The sequence below is a fragment of the Treponema sp. OMZ 790 genome (genome assembly GCF_024181285.1).
Taxonomy (GTDB): Bacteria; Spirochaetota; Spirochaetia; order Treponematales; family Treponemataceae; genus Treponema_B.
Genome location: NZ_CP051201.1, coordinates 2,019,918 through 2,039,682, shown reverse-complemented (window position 1 = coordinate 2,039,682; position 19,765 = coordinate 2,019,918). Strand labels below are relative to the sequence as shown.

At 35.3% G+C, this 19,765-nt stretch carries 13 protein-coding genes and 2 pseudogenes; all 15 read left to right on the top strand.

The window, feature by feature from the left end:
* The first annotated feature begins 444 nt into the window (after positions 1–444).
* The 15 genes and pseudogenes from E4O01_RS09890 to E4O01_RS09820 all read left to right on the top strand — a co-directional run bounded on the left by E4O01_RS09890 (position 445) and on the right by E4O01_RS09820 (position 19,729).
* A complete protein-coding gene (locus tag E4O01_RS09890; protein WP_253692049.1) occupies positions 445–1,488 on the top strand; it encodes a hypothetical protein in 1,044 nt (347 codons plus the stop codon).
* Between the two features lie 218 nt (positions 1,489–1,706).
* A complete protein-coding gene (locus E4O01_RS09885; protein ID WP_253692048.1) occupies positions 1,707–2,063 on the top strand; it encodes a hypothetical protein in 357 nt (118 codons plus the stop codon).
* 91 nt (positions 2,064–2,154) lie between these two features.
* Positions 2,155–5,592, top strand: coding sequence for an RHS repeat domain-containing protein (locus E4O01_RS09880; RefSeq protein WP_253692047.1), 3,438 nt, complete (start codon positions 2,155–2,157; stop codon positions 5,590–5,592).
* On the top strand, positions 5,576–5,902 hold the full coding sequence (locus E4O01_RS09875; RefSeq protein ID WP_253692046.1) for a hypothetical protein: 327 nt from the start codon (positions 5,576–5,578) through the stop codon (positions 5,900–5,902). The genes E4O01_RS09880 and E4O01_RS09875 overlap by 17 nt, the downstream gene beginning before the upstream one ends.
* A gap of 428 nt (positions 5,903–6,330) precedes the next feature.
* Positions 6,331–7,857 (top strand): RHS repeat-associated core domain-containing protein, encoded by a 1,527-nt coding sequence (locus tag E4O01_RS09870; RefSeq protein WP_253730146.1) that lies wholly within the window; start codon positions 6,331–6,333, stop codon positions 7,855–7,857.
* A gap of 65 nt (positions 7,858–7,922) precedes the next feature.
* Positions 7,923–8,555: a hypothetical protein gene (locus E4O01_RS09865; RefSeq protein ID WP_253692044.1), complete on the top strand. Its 633-nt coding sequence runs from the start codon at positions 7,923–7,925 to the stop codon at positions 8,553–8,555.
* Between the two features lie 19 nt (positions 8,556–8,574).
* Positions 8,575–10,530 (top strand): RHS repeat domain-containing protein, encoded by a 1,956-nt coding sequence (locus E4O01_RS14705; protein WP_305879935.1) that lies wholly within the window; start codon positions 8,575–8,577, stop codon positions 10,528–10,530.
* A complete protein-coding gene (locus E4O01_RS09855) occupies positions 10,527–11,174 on the top strand; it encodes a hypothetical protein (protein WP_024468155.1) in 648 nt (215 codons plus the stop codon). The genes E4O01_RS14705 and E4O01_RS09855 overlap by 4 nt, the downstream gene beginning before the upstream one ends.
* Positions 11,171–12,079, top strand: a pseudogene (locus tag E4O01_RS14860) (RHS repeat domain-containing protein); the annotation flags it as partial. The gene E4O01_RS09855 and the pseudogene E4O01_RS14860, both read left to right, overlap by 4 nt.
* Before the next feature lie 496 nt (positions 12,080–12,575).
* A complete protein-coding gene (locus E4O01_RS09845; RefSeq protein ID WP_253730145.1) occupies positions 12,576–13,235 on the top strand; it encodes a hypothetical protein in 660 nt (219 codons plus the stop codon).
* 34 nt (positions 13,236–13,269) lie between these two features.
* A pseudogene (locus tag E4O01_RS14695) lies at positions 13,270–14,175 on the top strand (RHS repeat domain-containing protein); the annotation flags it as partial.
* Between the two features lie 875 nt (positions 14,176–15,050).
* The gene (locus E4O01_RS09835) at positions 15,051–16,799 is read left to right on the top strand and encodes an RHS repeat domain-containing protein (protein ID WP_253692042.1); all 1,749 of its coding nucleotides are present in this window, start codon (positions 15,051–15,053) and stop codon (positions 16,797–16,799) included.
* Between the two features lies 1 nt (position 16,800).
* Positions 16,801–17,274, top strand: a complete 474-nt coding sequence (locus tag E4O01_RS09830; RefSeq protein ID WP_253692041.1) for a hypothetical protein — start codon at positions 16,801–16,803, stop codon at positions 17,272–17,274.
* 69 nt (positions 17,275–17,343) lie between these two features.
* On the top strand, positions 17,344–18,477 hold the full coding sequence (locus E4O01_RS09825; RefSeq protein ID WP_253692040.1) for an RHS repeat domain-containing protein: 1,134 nt from the start codon (positions 17,344–17,346) through the stop codon (positions 18,475–18,477).
* Between the two features lie 22 nt (positions 18,478–18,499).
* Positions 18,500–19,729, top strand: coding sequence for a tetratricopeptide repeat protein (locus E4O01_RS09820; RefSeq protein WP_253692039.1), 1,230 nt, complete (start codon positions 18,500–18,502; stop codon positions 19,727–19,729).
* The last annotated feature ends 36 nt before the right edge of the window (positions 19,730–19,765 follow it).

Sequence of the window (19,765 nt, the reverse complement as noted above, 5' to 3'; positions counted from 1 at the left end):
TATCAGACTATAGTAACCATCCCTTATGGAGATCTGAGTAGTATTGTGTTAGAAACTGTTAGAGGTGTAGCAGGTGCTATCTCAAAGAAAGTATCTTATGCTAATTCTATAACTGATTTGGCTGTTGCTTTATTTTCTACTCCTAGAGGAGAGTCTTCGGTTTATACTAAGAATGAGAAAGAATTTTTAGTCATGGTTGGTGTTGAGCAACACTTTATTTCAGAATTAGCTGATAATCTTCAAGAATATGGTTGTATAGTTAAAATAAATAAAGATGGAAATTCTGATTTTATTAAAAATATTACAGTTATTAGTGATAATTATATACAAACTAAAGATGGTATAAAACCTAGTAAGGATGCTATATTATTTATTACAAATGAATTAAAAAACTCACGAGCAATATATAATGATATTAAAATAAATTATTAAAGGATGGTAAATATGAAAAAAAAATATAATTTGATTATTTTTTTTGTATGTATATTACAAATTATTAATTGTGAAGATGATAATGAGAAATTCAATTACTATCAACGATATTTTGATGGAACTTATGAATTAAAAAATATTGGATATACTGATGATATTAAATTTGATTTGTTTTCTTATGAATATAAGAAGAACTCTTGGGTTAAAGGTTTCTATTATAAAAGTGAGAGGGTAAAATTTATTGATATATTATTAAATAACAAAATAAGTAAGACAATCTATTATGATTATGATACAGAAAAACCTATCTATCAGAAAACTTATGACTATACTAAATCAGGTATTCTTAGAAGCATGGAGGTGAAGTCAATTTATGATGAATCATTAGAGAACAACCGTGTTATACGTTTTGTGTTTATACAAAGAGAAGATGGTTTTTTTAATTATTATGCTTATAGATATGGTAATTGGCAAAATGGCGTAGGTCTGTACTCATATTCAGAGGGGTTGTTTGATAAAAATTTTAGACCTCTTAATATAACATCTAATAATATTGAAAAAACTGATTCTAAAATAGATGTGAAAAAAATTATTGAAAAATTTAAATATAGAAATAATGGATATACTTACTATTTGTATATGAATAAAATAAGACATCCTATTTTTATAAAAACAGAGACGCAAGAAAATGAAAATACTTATATAAATGTTAATATATATAACTTACAAGGCGAATGGTATGAGTCATATCTATTTAAAAAATTTAAAGATCATGAAATTTTAATTACTCAGGATTTTTATCAATCCGGATTTGTTGAAGAAAATTCAAAAATTATTCTTGAAAAAGAACTGATGTTACTAAAGCCTAAAGATCAGGTTTCTACATATGATTCTGTTTTGATTTCTAACGATGAGAAGGTATACTTTAAGGATGGTGAATTTATTAAATCATTATTAATTTTATATTTTGATATATATTATAAAAATTATTTATTTGAATTTCCTTTTTTTTCTGATAAACAATTTATTGTAAGAAAATATAACGAAGATGGTTAGTATTATGATTTGCAAATACCGAGAATAATACTAGAATAGGCCTTTATAATAAAACAAGAAGTAGTAAAATATTCAATTGATTTTTCTAAAAAGGATACATTAGTATTTACTGCTGTTGATAAAATAAAAGCACCTTTCGATGCTGGAAAAACATTTTCAATATCTAAAGAAAAGGAAAAATTGTTTTTTGTTAGATTTTTTGTAAAAATGGAGATAGAATGAAAAAAATATTTTTTATTACTGAATTAATCATTTTAGGATGGTTTGTATATTTTATATTATTGGGTATCGATTATGCTGTCACTGGTTCAATGAATACAAATAATATTTTTTTTGATTTTTTAGGAGGATATGTTGCTTTTCAGTTATTTTTAGGTGATAAACTATGTTGGCTTATACACGGTTACCATACTTTATTATTAATGTTAATATTTTTATCCGTTAAATTTGTTGGTGCTGATAAAAAAATATTACATATAACTCTTGTTTTTTTATTAATAACAAATATAATTTCATATTATGTAATCGTGTTTTTTTTAAAATTACTTTTAAAATCTATTTTTATAAAATTATAAATAAGTTTAGATGTTTTATTATGATATTAGAGATATAGAATTATAAATATCTTTAATAAAAATAAGTTATATAAGATATTAGAAAAAAACTATGAAAACAAAACTTTGCATTTATTCACAACCTAACTATCTCACTTCTCGGACAGCGATTGAAGCGGAAATCCTTTTTGCGGTGTGTTTAAGCAAATGCGGTTTTTGGAGCGTAAGCGTAAAAACACCGCCTAAAAAAAGCCCATGCAGCAAAAAGATTGGAGCGGAAAGCGCGGTGCTGACACTTGTGTACTTTTACATAATTGTGATAGTGCACAAGTGTCAGCAGTCCGCCAAAACAAAACTATTATTAAACAACCCTACTGACAGGACTTTTGAAAATAGGTGGAGCAGATACAAGGAGCCTAGTAAAAATAAAGCGGAGGCGTATCGGGTATACGTCGAGCATTTATTTTTGCGTAGCGACGCAGGAGATGCCCGCATATTTTCAAAAGAGGTACTCCACGACGGACTAGGACGCATAACTTACACGGCAAAAGAGGGGGAAGTATATGTAGACGGAACCGATGAGCAAACCCAAACAGGCTGGAATATCTCAAGTGCAATAAACTATGATAATGTAGGACGAAAGATAGAAGAAGGAATGCCATTCTTTTACGGAGGAGATTTAGAGCAAGAACTATCAAGTAAAAACTCTTATCAAGCAATAGAACAGTTTTATGAACTAAACGATTTTACAAAGATAAGAAACGGCACAAAATACGAGTATGACGATATTGACCGAAACATATTAACGGTTTTGCCAGACGGGAACACACAAAAAACCGAATACTCGATAGACGCTTCGCTTCAAATAACAAGGGCAACCGACCCGAAAGAAAACATAAGCATAAGCAAAAAAGATGCAAGAGGAAACATTAGGGAAGTAGAGAGGCTGGACAAAAACAATACCTTACTTACCAAAGCACGATACGAATACTCCGTATTAGGAGAAATGCTGCGAGCATACGACGCAAACGAAAACCTTTTATCGGTAACGTATGACCTATTGGGAAGAAGAACGGCGCTTGAAAGCAAGGACACAGGCAAAAAAGAATGGATATACGACGATAAAGGACGGCTTTACGCAGAAACGGATTCGGTATTAAAAAACAAAGCTGCCGAAATACGGTACGAATACGACGGCTTTGACCGCATAGTAAAGACAGACTATCCTTTTAGCATTGATATCGAATACGAATACGGAGAGCCGGAACAAAAAGGTGCAGGTCAGGTAATTTATAAAAAAGACGAAACAGGAGAAACAAGATACAGGTACGGCTATCTCAATGAGGTAACAAGCGAAACAAGAACCATAAACCGCTACGGAGCAGGAAGCAGTCCTGAAACTGTAAGCTTTGAATACCGCTCGGACTATCTTGGGCGAATGCAGAGCATGAAGTACCCCGACGGAGAAACAATAACTTACTCTTACGACAAAGGCGGACAGCTGAGGGGCGTTAGCGGAGTAAAGACCTCATCAAAAGGTACGGCAGAATACTCCTACGTCGATAAAATACTTTATGATGAACACGCACAGCGCGTCTACATCAAATATGGAAACGGCGTAGAAACAAGATACAAATACGATGAGAAGCGGCGTTGGTTAGATACAATAGAAACAAAGAATAACCAAACTCAAGACGTCTTTCAAAAAATAAAGTACTCATTCGACCCTGTAGGAAACGTCCTAGGCTATAATAATGATGCAAGTACTTACGAGACAAAACAAACATACTCTTACGATAATCTTTATCAACTTATAAGCGTAGAAGGAACAAGTAACCAATACAAGGCTAAAAAAAGCTCTGGAACAACACCTGTAAGCATTGCAAAATACAGACAAACCTTTGCCTTTGATGGCATAGGAAACATGAAAGAAAAATTAAGCACCACAAACATACCCGGTGCACAAGGAAACTCTTACCCCAAAGCTGAACTTGACTATAGCCTAGCTTACGAGTATGACCCTGCCTATGCACACCGCCTAATAAGAGCAGGTAACCGTTATTACCGCTATGACGCAAACGGCAACATCACAGCCGAAAAAGACGGTCCATTCACAGACGAAGAAGAGTTTGTATTTACATACTCATACTTTGAAGAAGAAGATGTTTATGGTGCAGATTACGGCTTCGGCCTTGACGCACCTAAAGAAACCGAGCAGGCAAATCCGCAAGACCTCTTTGCTTACAGGCGTAACTACACTTGGAACGAGCGAAACCTCTTAACCAAATCAAGCGACAGAAACTACACAGTCCACTACCGCTACGGAGAAGACGGACAGCGGGCACTTAAATACACAGACGAAGGAAGAAGCGAAACGCTTTACTTTAATAACTTTTTCACGATACATATTCCCACACAAGACCAGAATAACCCGCAAGGCTTACGTGTACACAAACACATCTTTGTGGGAAATTCAAGATTAGTAACCGCGATGACACATACAGATAACAGTGGTGACAACGAAGAGCAAAAAGCAAAGCGGTATTACTACCACAGTGACCATTTGGGAAGCGCGCAATTCGTAACCGACTGGCGAGGTAAACAATATGAACACATAGAGTACACGCCGTATGGCGAACTCTGGATTGAAGAAGTCGCTGCGGGGTTGGACAAGTTACCTTTCCGCTTTACGGGTAAGGAGCTTGACGAAGAGACCGGGCTGTATTATTACGGGGCGAGGTACTTAGACCCTAAATACAGTAGGTGGCTGTCAGGCGATCCGGCATTGGGTGATTACATACCCAAAGCTCCTATTGACGATGAGGCGAAGAAGCATAATGAGAACTTACCCGGTATGGGCGGTGTGTTTAATGTTGTCAATCTGCATGTTTATCATTATGCGGGAAATAATCCGATTAAGTATACCGATCCGGATGGAAGAGAAGATGATCTTGAAACTATCTATGCAAAGTACAAGGATTTGGCTTTATCCAGTCAAGAAGCAGGTTCAACTGTAGCTGCATCTAATTTACTACATTTTTTAAGTGCAAAAGGAACTACTGTTAATTTGGATTCTAATTGGCTGCGTTCATTTGATGAAGTAAATAAAGCTCAAAATATTTGTATTTCATATTACGAAGCAGAATTTAAAACTATAGCGAATAGTATGAAAAATGGAGAAACAAGACTTCTGAACGAAGTTCCATCTAATATTGACACGACTTATGGACCTTTTGGGAAAACCCAAGGATATGCTAACCAACAAACAGCATCTTCTAAAACTGAATTATTTTACGCTTCTGGAACATTTACGATTACTGCCTTTTGTAATGTAAATATCAGTAAAAATAATGGAAAAACTATGATAAAAGGCAGCATTTCATTTGTTTTTTGGGATCCATATGATTGGCATAATGATCTTGGTGCTGTTTATATTCCTAATAAAGGAATTTATTGGGATTCTGAAGCCAATAAATTGGTAGAAAATGGTATGGCAGCATCTTTTATGATGCGTTCAAACTGGAGTACAAACTATGAAAAAGAATTTTAAAATTATTATTATAATAACTCAATTTTTAGTATTTGCTATATTTAAATCTTTTGCGAATGAACCGCACTTATATATTCGTTTTACAAAAATTGTCTATAGCGAAAAAGAACATGCATTTATTAGAGAAGTTGATTATTCAGATGAATATAAAAAAAATATGATAAAGATTCTTGAATATTTCGGGTATGAATATTTAGAGAAAAACGGAAATCTATATATAACAATTCAATTAGATTCAGATATTCAGTATTTATGGAATCTATGCAATAAAGCAGAAGACTCTTCTTGGGTAGACAGGTTTAAACCATAGAAATACTTATGTAATCTAGGATATGAAAAATGAAAGAATACAAAGATGTAAAAATGTATGACAGCCAAGAGACAGAAAATTTATGGGACAGAGTTAAAAATTATTTGATAAAACAATTAAGGTAAATATAAAAAGCTATGAAGCCAAAACTTTATTTGTATTCACAACCCAACTATCTCATTTTTCGGACAGCGATTGAAAGGGAGCAAAAGCAATTTATAAAAATTGCTTTTGCTGTACATCTTTCCGCAGTAATTTCTGCGGAAAGATACCGAAGCGATAGCGGAGCCTGAAAGCGAGCTGACACTTGTGTACTTTACATAATTATGATAGTGCACAAGTGTCAGCAGTCCGCCAAAAGAAAGTTATTATTAAATAAAAACAACTTATCGGAGGTTTTTCCGCTTACGGTAGGAAGCGGAAAAACGATGCCTTTTGGAAATAGGTGGAGCAGATACAAGGAGCCTAGTAAAAATAAAGCGGAGGCGTATCGGGTATACGTCGAGCATTTATTTTTGCGTAGCGACGCAGGAGATGCCCGCATATTTTCAAAAGATGAAGATGTATACGGAATAGACTACGGCTTCGGTCTTGACGCACCTAAAGAAACGGAGCAGTCAAACCCGCAAGACCTATTTGCCTACAGGCGCAACTACACCTGGAACGAGCGCAACCTCTTAACCAAATCAAGCGACAGAAACTACACAGTACACTACCGCTATGGTGAAGACGGACAGCGAGCTCTCAAATATACCGATGAGGGAAGAAGTGAAACCTTATATTTTAATAATTTCTTTACAATACATATTCCCACCCAAGACCAGAACAACCCGCAAGGCTTAAGAGTACATAAACACATATTTGTAGGAAATTCAAGATTAGTAACAGCAATGACACACACGGATAACCACGGCGATAACGAAGAACAAAAGGCGAAACGGTATTACTATCATTCAGACCACCTTGGAAGTGCGCAGTTTGTAACCGACTGGAACGGCAGACAATACGAGCATATAGAATACACACCGTATGGCGAACTTTGGATTGAGGAGACCGCACCTGGAATTGATAAACTGCCGTTTAGGTTTACGGGAAAAGAGCTGGATGAGGAGACGGGACTGTACTACTACGGTGCACGTTATTTAGATCCGAAGTATTCGAGGTGGTTGTCAGGTGATCCTGCGTTGGGTGATTATATGGCTGGCTCATCTGTTGGTGAGGGCGGTATATATAATACGGTAAACTTTAATGTATACCATTATGGCGGAAATAATCCGATTAAATATGTCGATCCTACGGGATGTGATGATCTTTATTATGATGAAAATGGAAACTATTTAACTACTGCAAATAGTGAAACATCAAATATTTATATGACGAGAGATCAAGTTAATACTTTAGTTGGTACACAATCGGATTTTGAAAAAATGACAGCTGCACTTTATGGAGAAGCAACAAATGATTTGGATGAAATGCAAGCTATTGGGGATGTTATAATGAATCGAGCTGAATATGCAAATACATCTGCAAATACAGAAATTGAAAAAAATGGACAAGTCAACGGTTATAATGCATCATCTCGAAAAACTGTAACTGACAACCGTCTATTGAATAGTGACTCAAAACTAAATAATGCCCGCAATGCAGCAATGAGTACAATACTGGGAACCACTAGAGGAAAATCAAATGGAGCTTATTATTGGGATGGTGCAGATATACAAACGAATGAACATAAAACAGAATGGGGAATTCATTATACAAATCAAAATCATGATATTTATGGAACAGGCGATTCTACGGTAGGACCTTTTCAAGAACATTGGTATCCATCTGGAGCAAATCGAGGAACACCTTGGAATCATAAACTAGATTCAACAGCTGCATATGGAGGAACAATTTTTTGGAAACTAAGTCCGCATTATCAAAATGTAACAGGTTCAAGATCATATCAGTGATACGCTCTACCTCTGCGCTCGCTTTTATATTATTTTATCCATTTTTCTTATATTCTCAGAATTATATGGATTTTTATGATATAAAGGAATGTACTTATACACCTGTAAAAATTAAAACTACCGGATGGCTTGAACATAGATACTTGGAAAGGGAAGACTTTACTGAATGTTATATTTCAACCTTTGAAGATTTAGCTGGTATAGAAAGTATAAGATATTATCCTTGTCAGAATTTTAGTGGAGCTAAAGAAAAAAAACACGGAAAAATTGAGCTGTGCAATCAAGAATTTGATTTTATCGGTGATGATATTTTCTTGCATAAACAAATTTTTTACTTGATACAATATAATGAAAATCGCTATTTGGTACTTATCGGCAATCTGAGTGCTTATTACTTGTATAAATATTTTATTTTTGACATAACGGATTTAAAGAAAATCCGGTTTTATGAGTTGGATAACGCTTTTTATAATAAAGACATCGATCCCAGAATATTCGGCATATTTAGAGACCAATTATGTTTTTTTGTAGCACAACGTGTTTACCAATGGAATGGAGATTATTTCCTGTGCCCTTATATTATTAAAGATGGTAAATTGAGAGAATTTATTGATAGTGATGGAACAGAATTTCGCGTATATTTCTCATATATTACAAAACCGTATTTTGAATTTAAAATAGTAAAATGTACTTTTTAAAGATCTTAGTAAAAAAACTATGAAAACAGAACTTTATTTTTACCCACAGCCTAACTATCTCATTCGGACAGCGATTGCAAGGGAGCAAAAGCAATTTATCAAAATTGCTTTTGCTGTACATCTTTCCGCAGTAATTTCTGCGGAAAGGTACCGAAGCGATAGCGTAGCCCTGAAAAGCGCGGTGCTGACACTTGTGTACTTTTACATAATTATGATAGTGCACAAGTGTCAGCAGTCCGCCAAAAGAAAGTTATTATTAAATAAAAACAACTTATCGGAGGTTTTTCCGCTTACGGTAGGAAGCGGAAAAACGATGCCTTTTGGAAATAGGTGGAGCAGATACAAGGAGTTAGGCAAAAAAGTACCGCAGGCGTATCGGGTATACGTCGAGGACACTTTTTTGCCGTGCGACGCAGGAGATGCCCGCATATTTTCAAAAGAAGGCAACATGACCAATAAGCTAAGCACCACAAACATACCCGGCTCTCAAGGGAACTCGTATCCAAAAGCTGAACTTGACTATAACTTGAATTACGAGTATGACCCGGCTTATGCACACAGATTAATAAGAGCCGGAACTAGATACTATCGATATGATGCGAACGGCAATATAACGGCAGAAAAAGACGGGCCCTTTACCGATGAAGAAGAGTTTGTATTTACATACTCATATTTTGAAGAACAAGACGTATACGGTGCAGACTACGGATTTGGGCTTGACGCTCCTAAAGAAACGGAACAGTCAAACCCGCAAGACCTATTTGCCTACAGGCGTAACTACACTTGGAACGAGCGCAACCTCTTAACCAAATCGAGCGACAGAAACTACACAGTACACTACCGCTACGGCGAAGACGGACAGAGGGCACTTAAATACACAGACGAGGGGCGAAGTGAAACCTTATACTTTAACAATTTTTTCACAATACACATACCAACACAAGACCAGAACAACCCTCAAGGACTACGTGTACACAAACACATCTTCGTAGGAAACTCACGTCTTGTAACCGCCATGACCCACACAGATAATAGTGGAGACAACGACGAACAAAAGGCAAAGCGTTACTATTACCATTCAGACCATTTAGGAAGCGCTCAATTTGTAACAGATTGGCGAGGCAGACAGTACGAACACATAGAGTATACACCCTACGGAGAACTTTGGATAGAAGAAGTTGCTGCAGGGTTGGATAAACTGCCGTTTAGGTTTACGGGGAAAGAACTTGACGAGGAGACGGGACTGTACTACTATGGGGCGAGGTATCTTGATCCGAAGTATAGTAGGTGGCTGAGTGGTGATCCTGCACTGAATGATTACATGGCTGGTTCTTCTGTAGGAGAGGGCGGTATATATAATACGGTAAACTTTAACGTATACCATTACGGTGGCAATAACCCAATTAAATATGTAGATCCTACGGGAAATGATCATATTGCCGGTAATCAATATACCGGCGGAACATTAGATTGGTACTTCAAAATGCAGAATTTGAACCAATCTAATAATAAACATTCTGCCGATCAAAATTTACTTGAAAATCGAGTTATTATGGGAACAAATAATATCCCTGACTACGGACCATGTTTTATTATGAGTTTATTTGGAATAGCGCAAACTCGAACGGGGAAAAATATGACGGCTGAACAAGTAACTACGGGAATTGGCTATCTTATTGAAAATGATATTGTTGGTATGGAAAAAAATAAGGAATATTTAGTAAAGAATGCTATAGCTATAATAAATTATGCCTTGAATATTTTAGGAAGCGATGAACAAGCCTTAAAGGCAAAAAATGCTAATGAAGCTCAAGCTTCAACGGTAAAAACAGAAAAAAATACTTATGGCTATGGACATTTTGGAGAAGGTGATTCGGAAGGGAAATTAGTGTGGGATCCTTTAGGTGAAATTACCATTATAAATATTGATAGAATTGATTATTTCAAATTTCAAACAAAGGAGATAAAAGAATGAAAAAAGTACTTATAATTATTTTACTTATATGTCTTGCAGCTTTTACTTTATATTGTGAAAATTCCTCATACATAAAATATGCAAATGATTATAATGTTTCTGAGTACGATATTAAAAATATTTTGGGAATCTATATGGAGGAAGACAGAAAAGGGCTTTCATTTTGGGTTGAAACTAAATTTTCTTGGGGGCTCGGTGTTACGAATACATTTAGAACTCCCATCCAGATTGATATTTGTGATGACGAATATTTATATGTAGTGGATATGATTCAAAAATATAAAGTACTGGAAATTATAAAAGTATCAGATAATAACTATAAGTTGAATACAAGGTATATAGGCGAACTTGCTAATAATGAAACGGTTGATGTATGTTTTGACCTTGATTTTGCAGATATTGAAACGGTGGAAATGAGTTATGTTACACCTTTAGTTGAGTATAGAAATAGAGTTCTTCCTTTACACATGGTGAAACTTTCAGGTCCTCTTATAAAACACAAACCTCTTGCCGGTAATTATGTAGTTGCTGTAACTCCATACGCGAAAGATGGGAGAGTGTATGATTCATTTGAAGCTTTAAATAAAGGGGAAAAAGAATATGCCCGCAAAAAAATGAAGCAAAAGAAAAGTAATAAACAATGAAACCAAAACCTTGCATTTATTCACAACCTAACTATCTCTTTCGGACAGCGATTGAAGCAGAAATCCTTTTTGCGGTGTATTTAAGCAAATGCGGTTTTTGGAGCGGCAGCGTAAAAACACCGCCTGAAAAAAGCCCATGCAGCAAAAAGATTGGAGCGGAAAGCGCGATGTTCAATTTTGTTTTCTTCATAATGCTAAAAAACAAAATTGAGCAGTCCGCTGCTCAAAGGTGCTTACGCCCCTTTGAGCTTCGAGTTTTGCCATTCGGCAAAACATCGGGGATTAAACTTTTAAATTTACTAAACACCTCCACTGACAGGCCTTTTGAAAATAGACATGATGGATGCAAGGAGCGAGAAAAAATTAACCGCAGGCGTACTATATGTACGTTGAGGATTAATTTTTTTGAAGCGACGCCGCAGACGGCGTGTATATTTTCAAAAGAGATGACCCACACAGATAACCAAGGCGACAACGATGAACAAAAGGCAAAGCGTTACTACTACCACAGCGACCACTTAGGAAGTGCACAATTTGTAACCGACTGGAGGGGCAGGCAATATGAACATATAGAGTATACGCCCTACGGAGAGTTATGGATAGAGGAAGTTGCAGCTGGATTGGATAAACTGCCCTTTAGGTTTACGGGAAAAGAGATGGATGAAGAGACGGGGTTGTATTACTATGGTGCTAGATATCTTGATCCTAAGTATAGTAGATGGCTGAGTGGTGATCCTGCACTGAATGATTATATACCCAAAGCTCCGATAAATGATGAGGCAAAGAAACACAATGAAAACTTACCGGGACTTGGCGGTGTATATAACATGGTAAACTTGCATGTTTATCATTATGCTGGGAATAATCCGGTGAAGTATACTGATCCGGATGGGGAAAGTATCATTGGAGGTTTTATCCTAATTGCTGCTGTATGTTTGATGCTAAAATCAAGTTCAACGCCTCCATTACCACCTGTCGATCCTGTAAAAGTAAATAATGCATTGTTAAATAAATTCTATGACGATGGTAAATCTGTACAAAATTTTATAATAGATCCTTACAAACAAAATATCCCAAAGGAAATACTTCTGGATAGCAATCCTATTATTGCTTTGGGTTCTGCATTGCCAAGAGGTATGTATAGTGAAAATGATTATAATAATGAAAATCAGAGGAAACCGCCTGCTATAACTAATACAGCAACAGTGCTTGATGGAGCTGGATTATTATTGAGGGTGTTATCGAATTTATCTGAAGGCCATGTGGGAGATATAAAATTTAAATATACAGAATCAGGTGGTAGTATAACTAGTTGGAATATAACTGTTACAATTATGAATGTAAAAAAAAATAAAGTTGAAAATAAAATTTTATCTCGTGAGGAGGCTATTAAATATTTAAATGAAAACAAAGATTTATTATCAAATAAGAAAGAATATCATTGGATTTCTGACATGCTTGATTAGTGTAGTTCTCTTTTTTTCGGCTTGTACTAAAAGAGAAATTATATGGAGTAATTACAGTTCCTCACAGAGTTTTGATGAAATAAAATTGCTGTTTGTGAATAATAATCATTCCGATATAAAAGAATTCAATCTAATGCCTCAAAAGAATAATCATATTTTTATCCCTCATAATTATAGTTATGTAGGTTATGAATGTGAAATGCCTTTGTGTTTATATATTTATGAGCCTGTCACTGGCGGACGAAGAGATAAAATAGAAGTGTTTATTTTTGATGTAAGGAACTTTACTGAGTATGATGATAAATTTATTGTTGATACAAAAGATGATATTGTAGCCTATTTGATGACATATTTTAATCCGGAATTAAAGAAAGACTGTACTATTTTTTCAAAAGATAATATCTTATATAAACAAGACACTCTGTGCGGCAACAATGAAACTCTTTATGAGATATTAGATAAGATTGAGAATAAAGATTATTTGGATTGTACAGTCTCTGTAGTAAATTATGGAAGTAAGAATAAGCATAATGGGTATATTGTACAAAGTAAAATTGACAACAAATATATTTGGCTATGGACTGACCAATTTTAATAACATTACATAGAAGGAAATTGTTAGGATTAAAATGAAATTTAACATATGTATTTTTATAGATAAGCATAGTTTTACTTTTCGGACAGCGATTGAAGCGGAAATCCTTTTTGCGGTTTGTGTAATCAAAAAGCAAGCTCTGACCGGAGGGAAGAGCCTTGCCTGTGAAGACAAGTGCAGCAAAAAGATTGGAGCGGCATTGGTGCAGCAAGCCGATAGGCGCAGCTTCGAAGCAAGCGCGGTGCTGACACTTGTGTACTTTTACATAATTATGATAATACACAAGTGTCAGCAGTCCGCCGCTCAAAGTTGCTTAAATAAAAAACTATCGCTATCTAAAATTCCCACTGACAGGACTTTTGAAAATAGGCGGAGCAGATACAAGGAGCCTAGTAAAAATAAAGCGGAGGCGTATCGGGTATACGTCGAGCATTTATTTTTGCGTAGCGACGCAGGAGATGCCCGTATATTTTCAAAAGAAATGACGCACACGGATAACCAAGGCGACAACGATGAACAAAAAGCAAAGCGTTACTATTACCATTCAGACCATTTGGGAAGTGCACAGTTCGTAACCGACTGGAAAGGCAGACAATATGAGCATATAGAGTACACACCGTATGGCGAACTTTGGATAGAGGAAGTTGCTGCTGGATTGGATAAGTTACCGTTTAGGTTTACGGGTAAGGAGCTTGACGAGGAAACGGGACTGTATTACTATGGAGCTAGATACCTTGACCCGAAGTATAGTAGGTGGTTAAGCGGGGATCCTGCACTTAATGAGTATATACCCAAAGCACCGATTGATGACGAGGCACAGAAACACAACGAGAATCTGCCGGGAATGGGCGGTGTGTTTAATGTTGTAAACCTTCATGTGTATCACTATGCGGGAAATAATCCGGTGAAATATATTGATCCGGATGGAAGGGATATAATTTTATTGAATATGTCATATGGTGCTTATAAAGAAGGTCATAATGCTGTGTTAATTGGAAATGATAAAACTGGCGGATGGTTGTATTTTTCTAAAGATGGTAAAAATTTAACTGGATCAATTAACAAGGCAGAATATTTTCCTACACTTGAAAGTTTTATTGAGCATAATAAAAAATTAGATACAGATGAACAATATGATAGGGCTTATCAAGTAAAAACAAATGCAATGAATGACTCAAGAATGATAGCAGAAGGTCTTGACATTTACGATAAAAAATACTCACTTGATGAAAAAAGAAATGAAATAACCTTAGAAGTAATATCTCAAAACTGTGCAGATTTATGTGCAGACATTGGTAAGAAAGGAGGTGTTAATATATCAAAACCTAAACATTCTCGTTTCCCTGTTGGGACTTTTACAAAACCTAATTTCCAATATGAAGATTTTAAAAAAAATAATAAAGGAGAGGAAATTCAAATAAAATGATAAAAATTTCAATAACGAATTTTATATACAGTAAAATAGCTTTTATGCTTATTCTAATGATTTTTTATATTATCACCTCGGTTAAGGATAATAAATATTTTTTGCAAGTTGTATTTGTTCCAATAATAGTTGTTTTATTTATATTTTTAAATATACAAAAAATTGGATTGTACTTTTTTTTAACTTTATTAATAGTATTTTTTATATCGCATTTTTTAGGCTGTTTAATTGGTTTTTTTATTGAGATAGGATATTTTTTTATTGTTGAAATGTTAAGTGTTATTTTTTATTCTATTTTTCTATTCAATGGTATAATTATATTTATAATATCATATGCTGTTACTGTATTTATTTATAAGATAATACGATGGGTAATTTAGATTTAATTTATGAAAGTAGTAGTTAGATGTTTATTGAAAGAACCCAACTATCTTTTTCGGACAGCGATTGCAAGGGAGCAAAAGCAATTTATACAAATTGCTTTTGCTGTACATCTTTCCGCAGTAATTTCTGCGGAAAGATACCGAAGCGAAAGCGGAGCCCTGAAAAACGCGGTGTCGGTATTTGTGTACTTTTATATTGTATTGATGGTACACAAATACCGGCAGTCCGCCAAAAGAAAATTATTATTAAACAGTCCCACTGACAGGACTTTTGAAAATAGGTGGAGCAGATACAAGGAGCCTAGTAAAAATAAAGCGGAGGCGTATCTGGTATACGTCGAGCATTTATTTTTACGTAGTGACGCAGGAGATGCCCGCATATTTTCAAAAGAAGAAGATGTATACGGAATAGATTACGGCTTCGGCCTTGACGCACCTAAAGAAACCGAGCAAACAAACCCTCAAGACCTATTTGCTTATCGAAGAAACTACACATGGAACGAGCGAAACCTCTTAACCAAATCAAGCGACAGAAACTACACAGTACACTACCGCTACGGCGAAGACGGACAGAGAGCACTTAAATACACAGACGAGGGGCGAAGCGAAACCTTATACTTTAATAACTTCTTTACGATACACATACCGACGCAAGACCAAAACAACCCTCAAGGCTTAAGAGTACACAAACACATATTTGTAGGTAACTCACGGCTTGTAACCGCTATGACCCACACAGATAATAGTGGAGACAACGATGAACAAAAAGCAAAGCGTTACTACTACCACAGCGATCATTTAGGAAGCGCACAATTCGTAACAGATTGGCGAGGTAAACAATATGAACACATAGAGTACACGCCTTACGGAGAACTCTGGGTTGAGGAAGTAGCTGCAGGCTTGGATAAGTTACCGTTTAGGTTTACGGGGAAAGAGCTTGACGAAGAGACGGGGCTTTACTATTATGGAGCGAGGTACCTTGACCCGAAGTATAGTAGATGGCTGAGTGGTGATCCTGCATTAGGGGAGTATATACCGCAAGCTCCTGTAAATGACGAAGCAAAGAAACACAATGAAAACCTGCCTGGCATGGGTGGTGTATACAACACGGTAAACCTTCATGTGTATCATTATGCAGGAAATAATCCTGTTAAGTATACTGATCCGGATGGGAAAGTTTTACATGTTGCAATAGGTGCTTTATTAGGAGCAGCAGTAAGTGTTGCGTCAGTTGCAGTTAATGATTGGTTAACAGGTAATATAAGTAGTGCAAGCACATATATAGGGGCAGCTGTAGGAGGAGCAGCTTCAGGTGCTATTATTGCTGGCACAGGTAATGGGTATATAGCAGGTGCGGTAGGTAGTAGTATTGGAGATTTGACTAAACAAATGATAGATAATAAAGGTGATATTACAAAAATAGATGTTAAAGAATTAATTACAGTTACAGCAATTGGAACTGCAACAGGTGCATTAAGTAATAATTCAGTGCCAGGAATAACATCAGGAAAAGGTTCAATGCTGGCGGTTTCAAAGCAAATTTCTACTAAATTAGCAAATGGTACAATAAAAAATATCAGTACAAAAACAGCTGCAAAAATTGCTCTTGCAAGATGTACTAATTGTGCATTAGTCGAAGGCAACGCTTTTGCATTACTTTTATCAAAAGGAGTGGAAAAAATGGAAAACTATTTGCAAATTGTCGATAAACAGCAAAATCAATCAAGTATTTTATATATAACAAATGGTGAATAGAATGAAAAAATTTTTTGGTTTATTTAAATCGTATTTTTTTGAAAAAAAGAATGAGAATTTTTTTAAGATAAATAAGGGAATAGGAGATAAAATTCTATTTTCTCCTGTTTATATTATGTTGATTCTTTTGCTTTTTTCTAATGCAAGATGGTATGAAATAGCTTTTCTTTGGGGCGGATTTGCGGTTATGCTAATACCTGAAGTATGCGGCAGATATGTGCTTATTTCAAATGACAAAATAATACAAAGGAAAGCATATATTCAAAGAAAAGAACTTAATATATGTGATATAAAAAAGTGTTATATCCGTTCAGGTTTATATCTAACAGAGAAAGGAATAGATCGATGTGGATATCTTGCGTTGAGATTGGAAACTAAAAAGAGTTTTATGAATATAAGTATGTTCTATTATCGCAAAAAAGATTTAATATTGCTTTGTAAGAAAATTGGATTTCCTGATACGATAAAACAGTAATGATACTTAAACAAAGAGAATCATTTTGTTGCAACTGAAGAATTGGCTATTTTTGAGAAACTAAAAACAATGAAAACAAAACTTAGCATTTATTCACAGCCTACCTATCTCTTTCGGACAGCGATTGAAAGGGAGCAAAAGCAATTTATAAAAATTGCTTTTGCTGTACATCTTTCCGCAGTAATTTCTGCGGAAAGATACCGAAGCGATAGCGGAGCCCTGAAAAGCGCGGTGTTCAATTTTGTTTTCTTCGTAATGCTAAAAAACAAAATTGAGCAGTCCGCCAAAAGAAAGTTATTACTAGACAGCCCCACTGACAGAACTTTTGAAAATAGGCGGAGCAGATACAAGGAGCCTAGTAAAAATAAAGCGGAGGCGTATCGGGTATACGTCGAGCATTTATTTTTGCGTAGCGACGCAGGAGATGTCCGCATATTTTCAAAAGAGGAGACGGGACTGTACTATTATGGAGCGAGGTATCTTGATCCGAAGTATAGTAGGTGGCTGTCAGGCGATCCGGCGTTAAATGATTATATACCCAAAGCTCCCATTGACGATGAGGCTAAAAAGCATAACGAGAACTTGCCGGGTATGGGTGGTGTGTTTAATACTGTCAATTTGCACGTGTATCATTATGCGGGGAATAATCCGGTGAAGTATATGGATCCAGATGGACGGGATATAGAAACTATTAAAGAAACTATAAAAATATCTATAGATTTGAGTAAACAGTTGGATCCTTTATTTAAAAAGTCTAATCCAAATAATCTGATGTCTGAAACAGATGCGATTAAAAAGGTAAACGATATAAAAGTATTACTTACTAATATGGTAGATCTTGCAAAAAACGACCCTGTGACTTTTGTTGCAACTCTTGCGCTGGAAGGTTTTTGTGTCGGTATTGCTTTAGATTCAGGACTAGTCGATTTAAATAAAGAGTTAAAAGAAAAAGGTATTGATATCATAGGGATGAACTTTTCAGGTTCTATTAACTTGTCTTCGGGTGCAGACCTTAAGTATGCTGCACAATTTCAACCAAACTTTGGTGACAGCTTTGACCTAGGTATAAATCTCACTGGAAATTTAAATAAGGCGATTGGTGATAAACATTCTCTTTCATTTGGAACCTCAGCCAATTTTACAATTCCGTCTAAGCCGATACCAAATATGCAACTCTATTTTTCATATAAAGTACAATTATGAACATCAGGAGGAAAAGATAAACATGATTGGTTCTACAGATTTAAAAAAACAATTTTTATTTTTAATTTTTACGGCTGTATTGTGCTTGATAAGTTGTAAAACAACGGGAAGCCATGCGCAAAATGAAATTAAGGCGGAACAACTTTCTACACAACTTGAGTCACTCACTCCGGGACAATTGATTGAACTAGGTGAAAAATACCTTAAAACAGGAGATAATTTAAAAGCTTTGGATTGTTTTAATACTGCTATAAAAATAAACCCATCTTATGCGCGTGCCTATACACATAGAGGAATGTTCTATACAAGAATAAAGGCATACACAAAAGCAGTAGATGATTTGAAAGAAGCTGTAAAATTAATTCCCAATCCTAATCCCAGAAATACTGAGGATATGATAGCGTATTTTCTGTATGGTTTTTGCCATTATGCACTTGGAAACTATGAACAGGCAATATCGGTTCTTTCACAAGCGATAGTAATAAATCCATATTATGCAGATGCTTATAATTTTTTAGGGCTTGCATATTTCAATCTGAAACAATACGAGCAAGCTTTGAAAGAATATACATCAGCAATACATTTTGGTAAGATTGTGGAGGGGGCACAAGATGAATATTATCTTAACAGAGGACGTATATATGGTGTTCTGGGAGATTATGAAAAAGCAATAGACGATTTTACAAAATCTATAGAACTTAAAGCTGATGTTGCCGAAGTTTATGCTGAACGCGGTAATGCCTATAATCTTTTAGAAAAATATGATAAAGCGCTCAATGATTTTAATCAGGCATTGATATTGGAAAGTCGTCTTACTGCTGCATATATTGGTTGTGGAGTGGTGTATTACAATATAGGAAAATATGAAGAATCGGTTGTTTCGTTTACAAAAGCCGAAAAAATATATCCGTCTATTCATATCTATGTGGGACGTGGTATGGCATTAACTCACTTAGCAAAATGTGAAGCGGCAGTACAGGATTTTAATCAGGCATTAAAGTTAAAACCGATGGATGAGAAGATCCATAAAATGCGCGGAATTGCGTATTTAAATTGGGGAAAATATCAAGAAGCAATAAATGATTTTGATGAAAGCCTAAAATTAGATCCTAATGATTTAGAAACACGTCAAGGCAAAGAAGAAGCATATATGGCGTTACATTCAAATATGAAAAAACATAAATTTATTATGCCTCCGCCAAAATTGCATGAGAGTCCGGCTCAGCAAAACATCAAGGATGCAAAGAAATAGAAAAAAAATGAAAACTAGGTGTTTATTAAAAAAGTC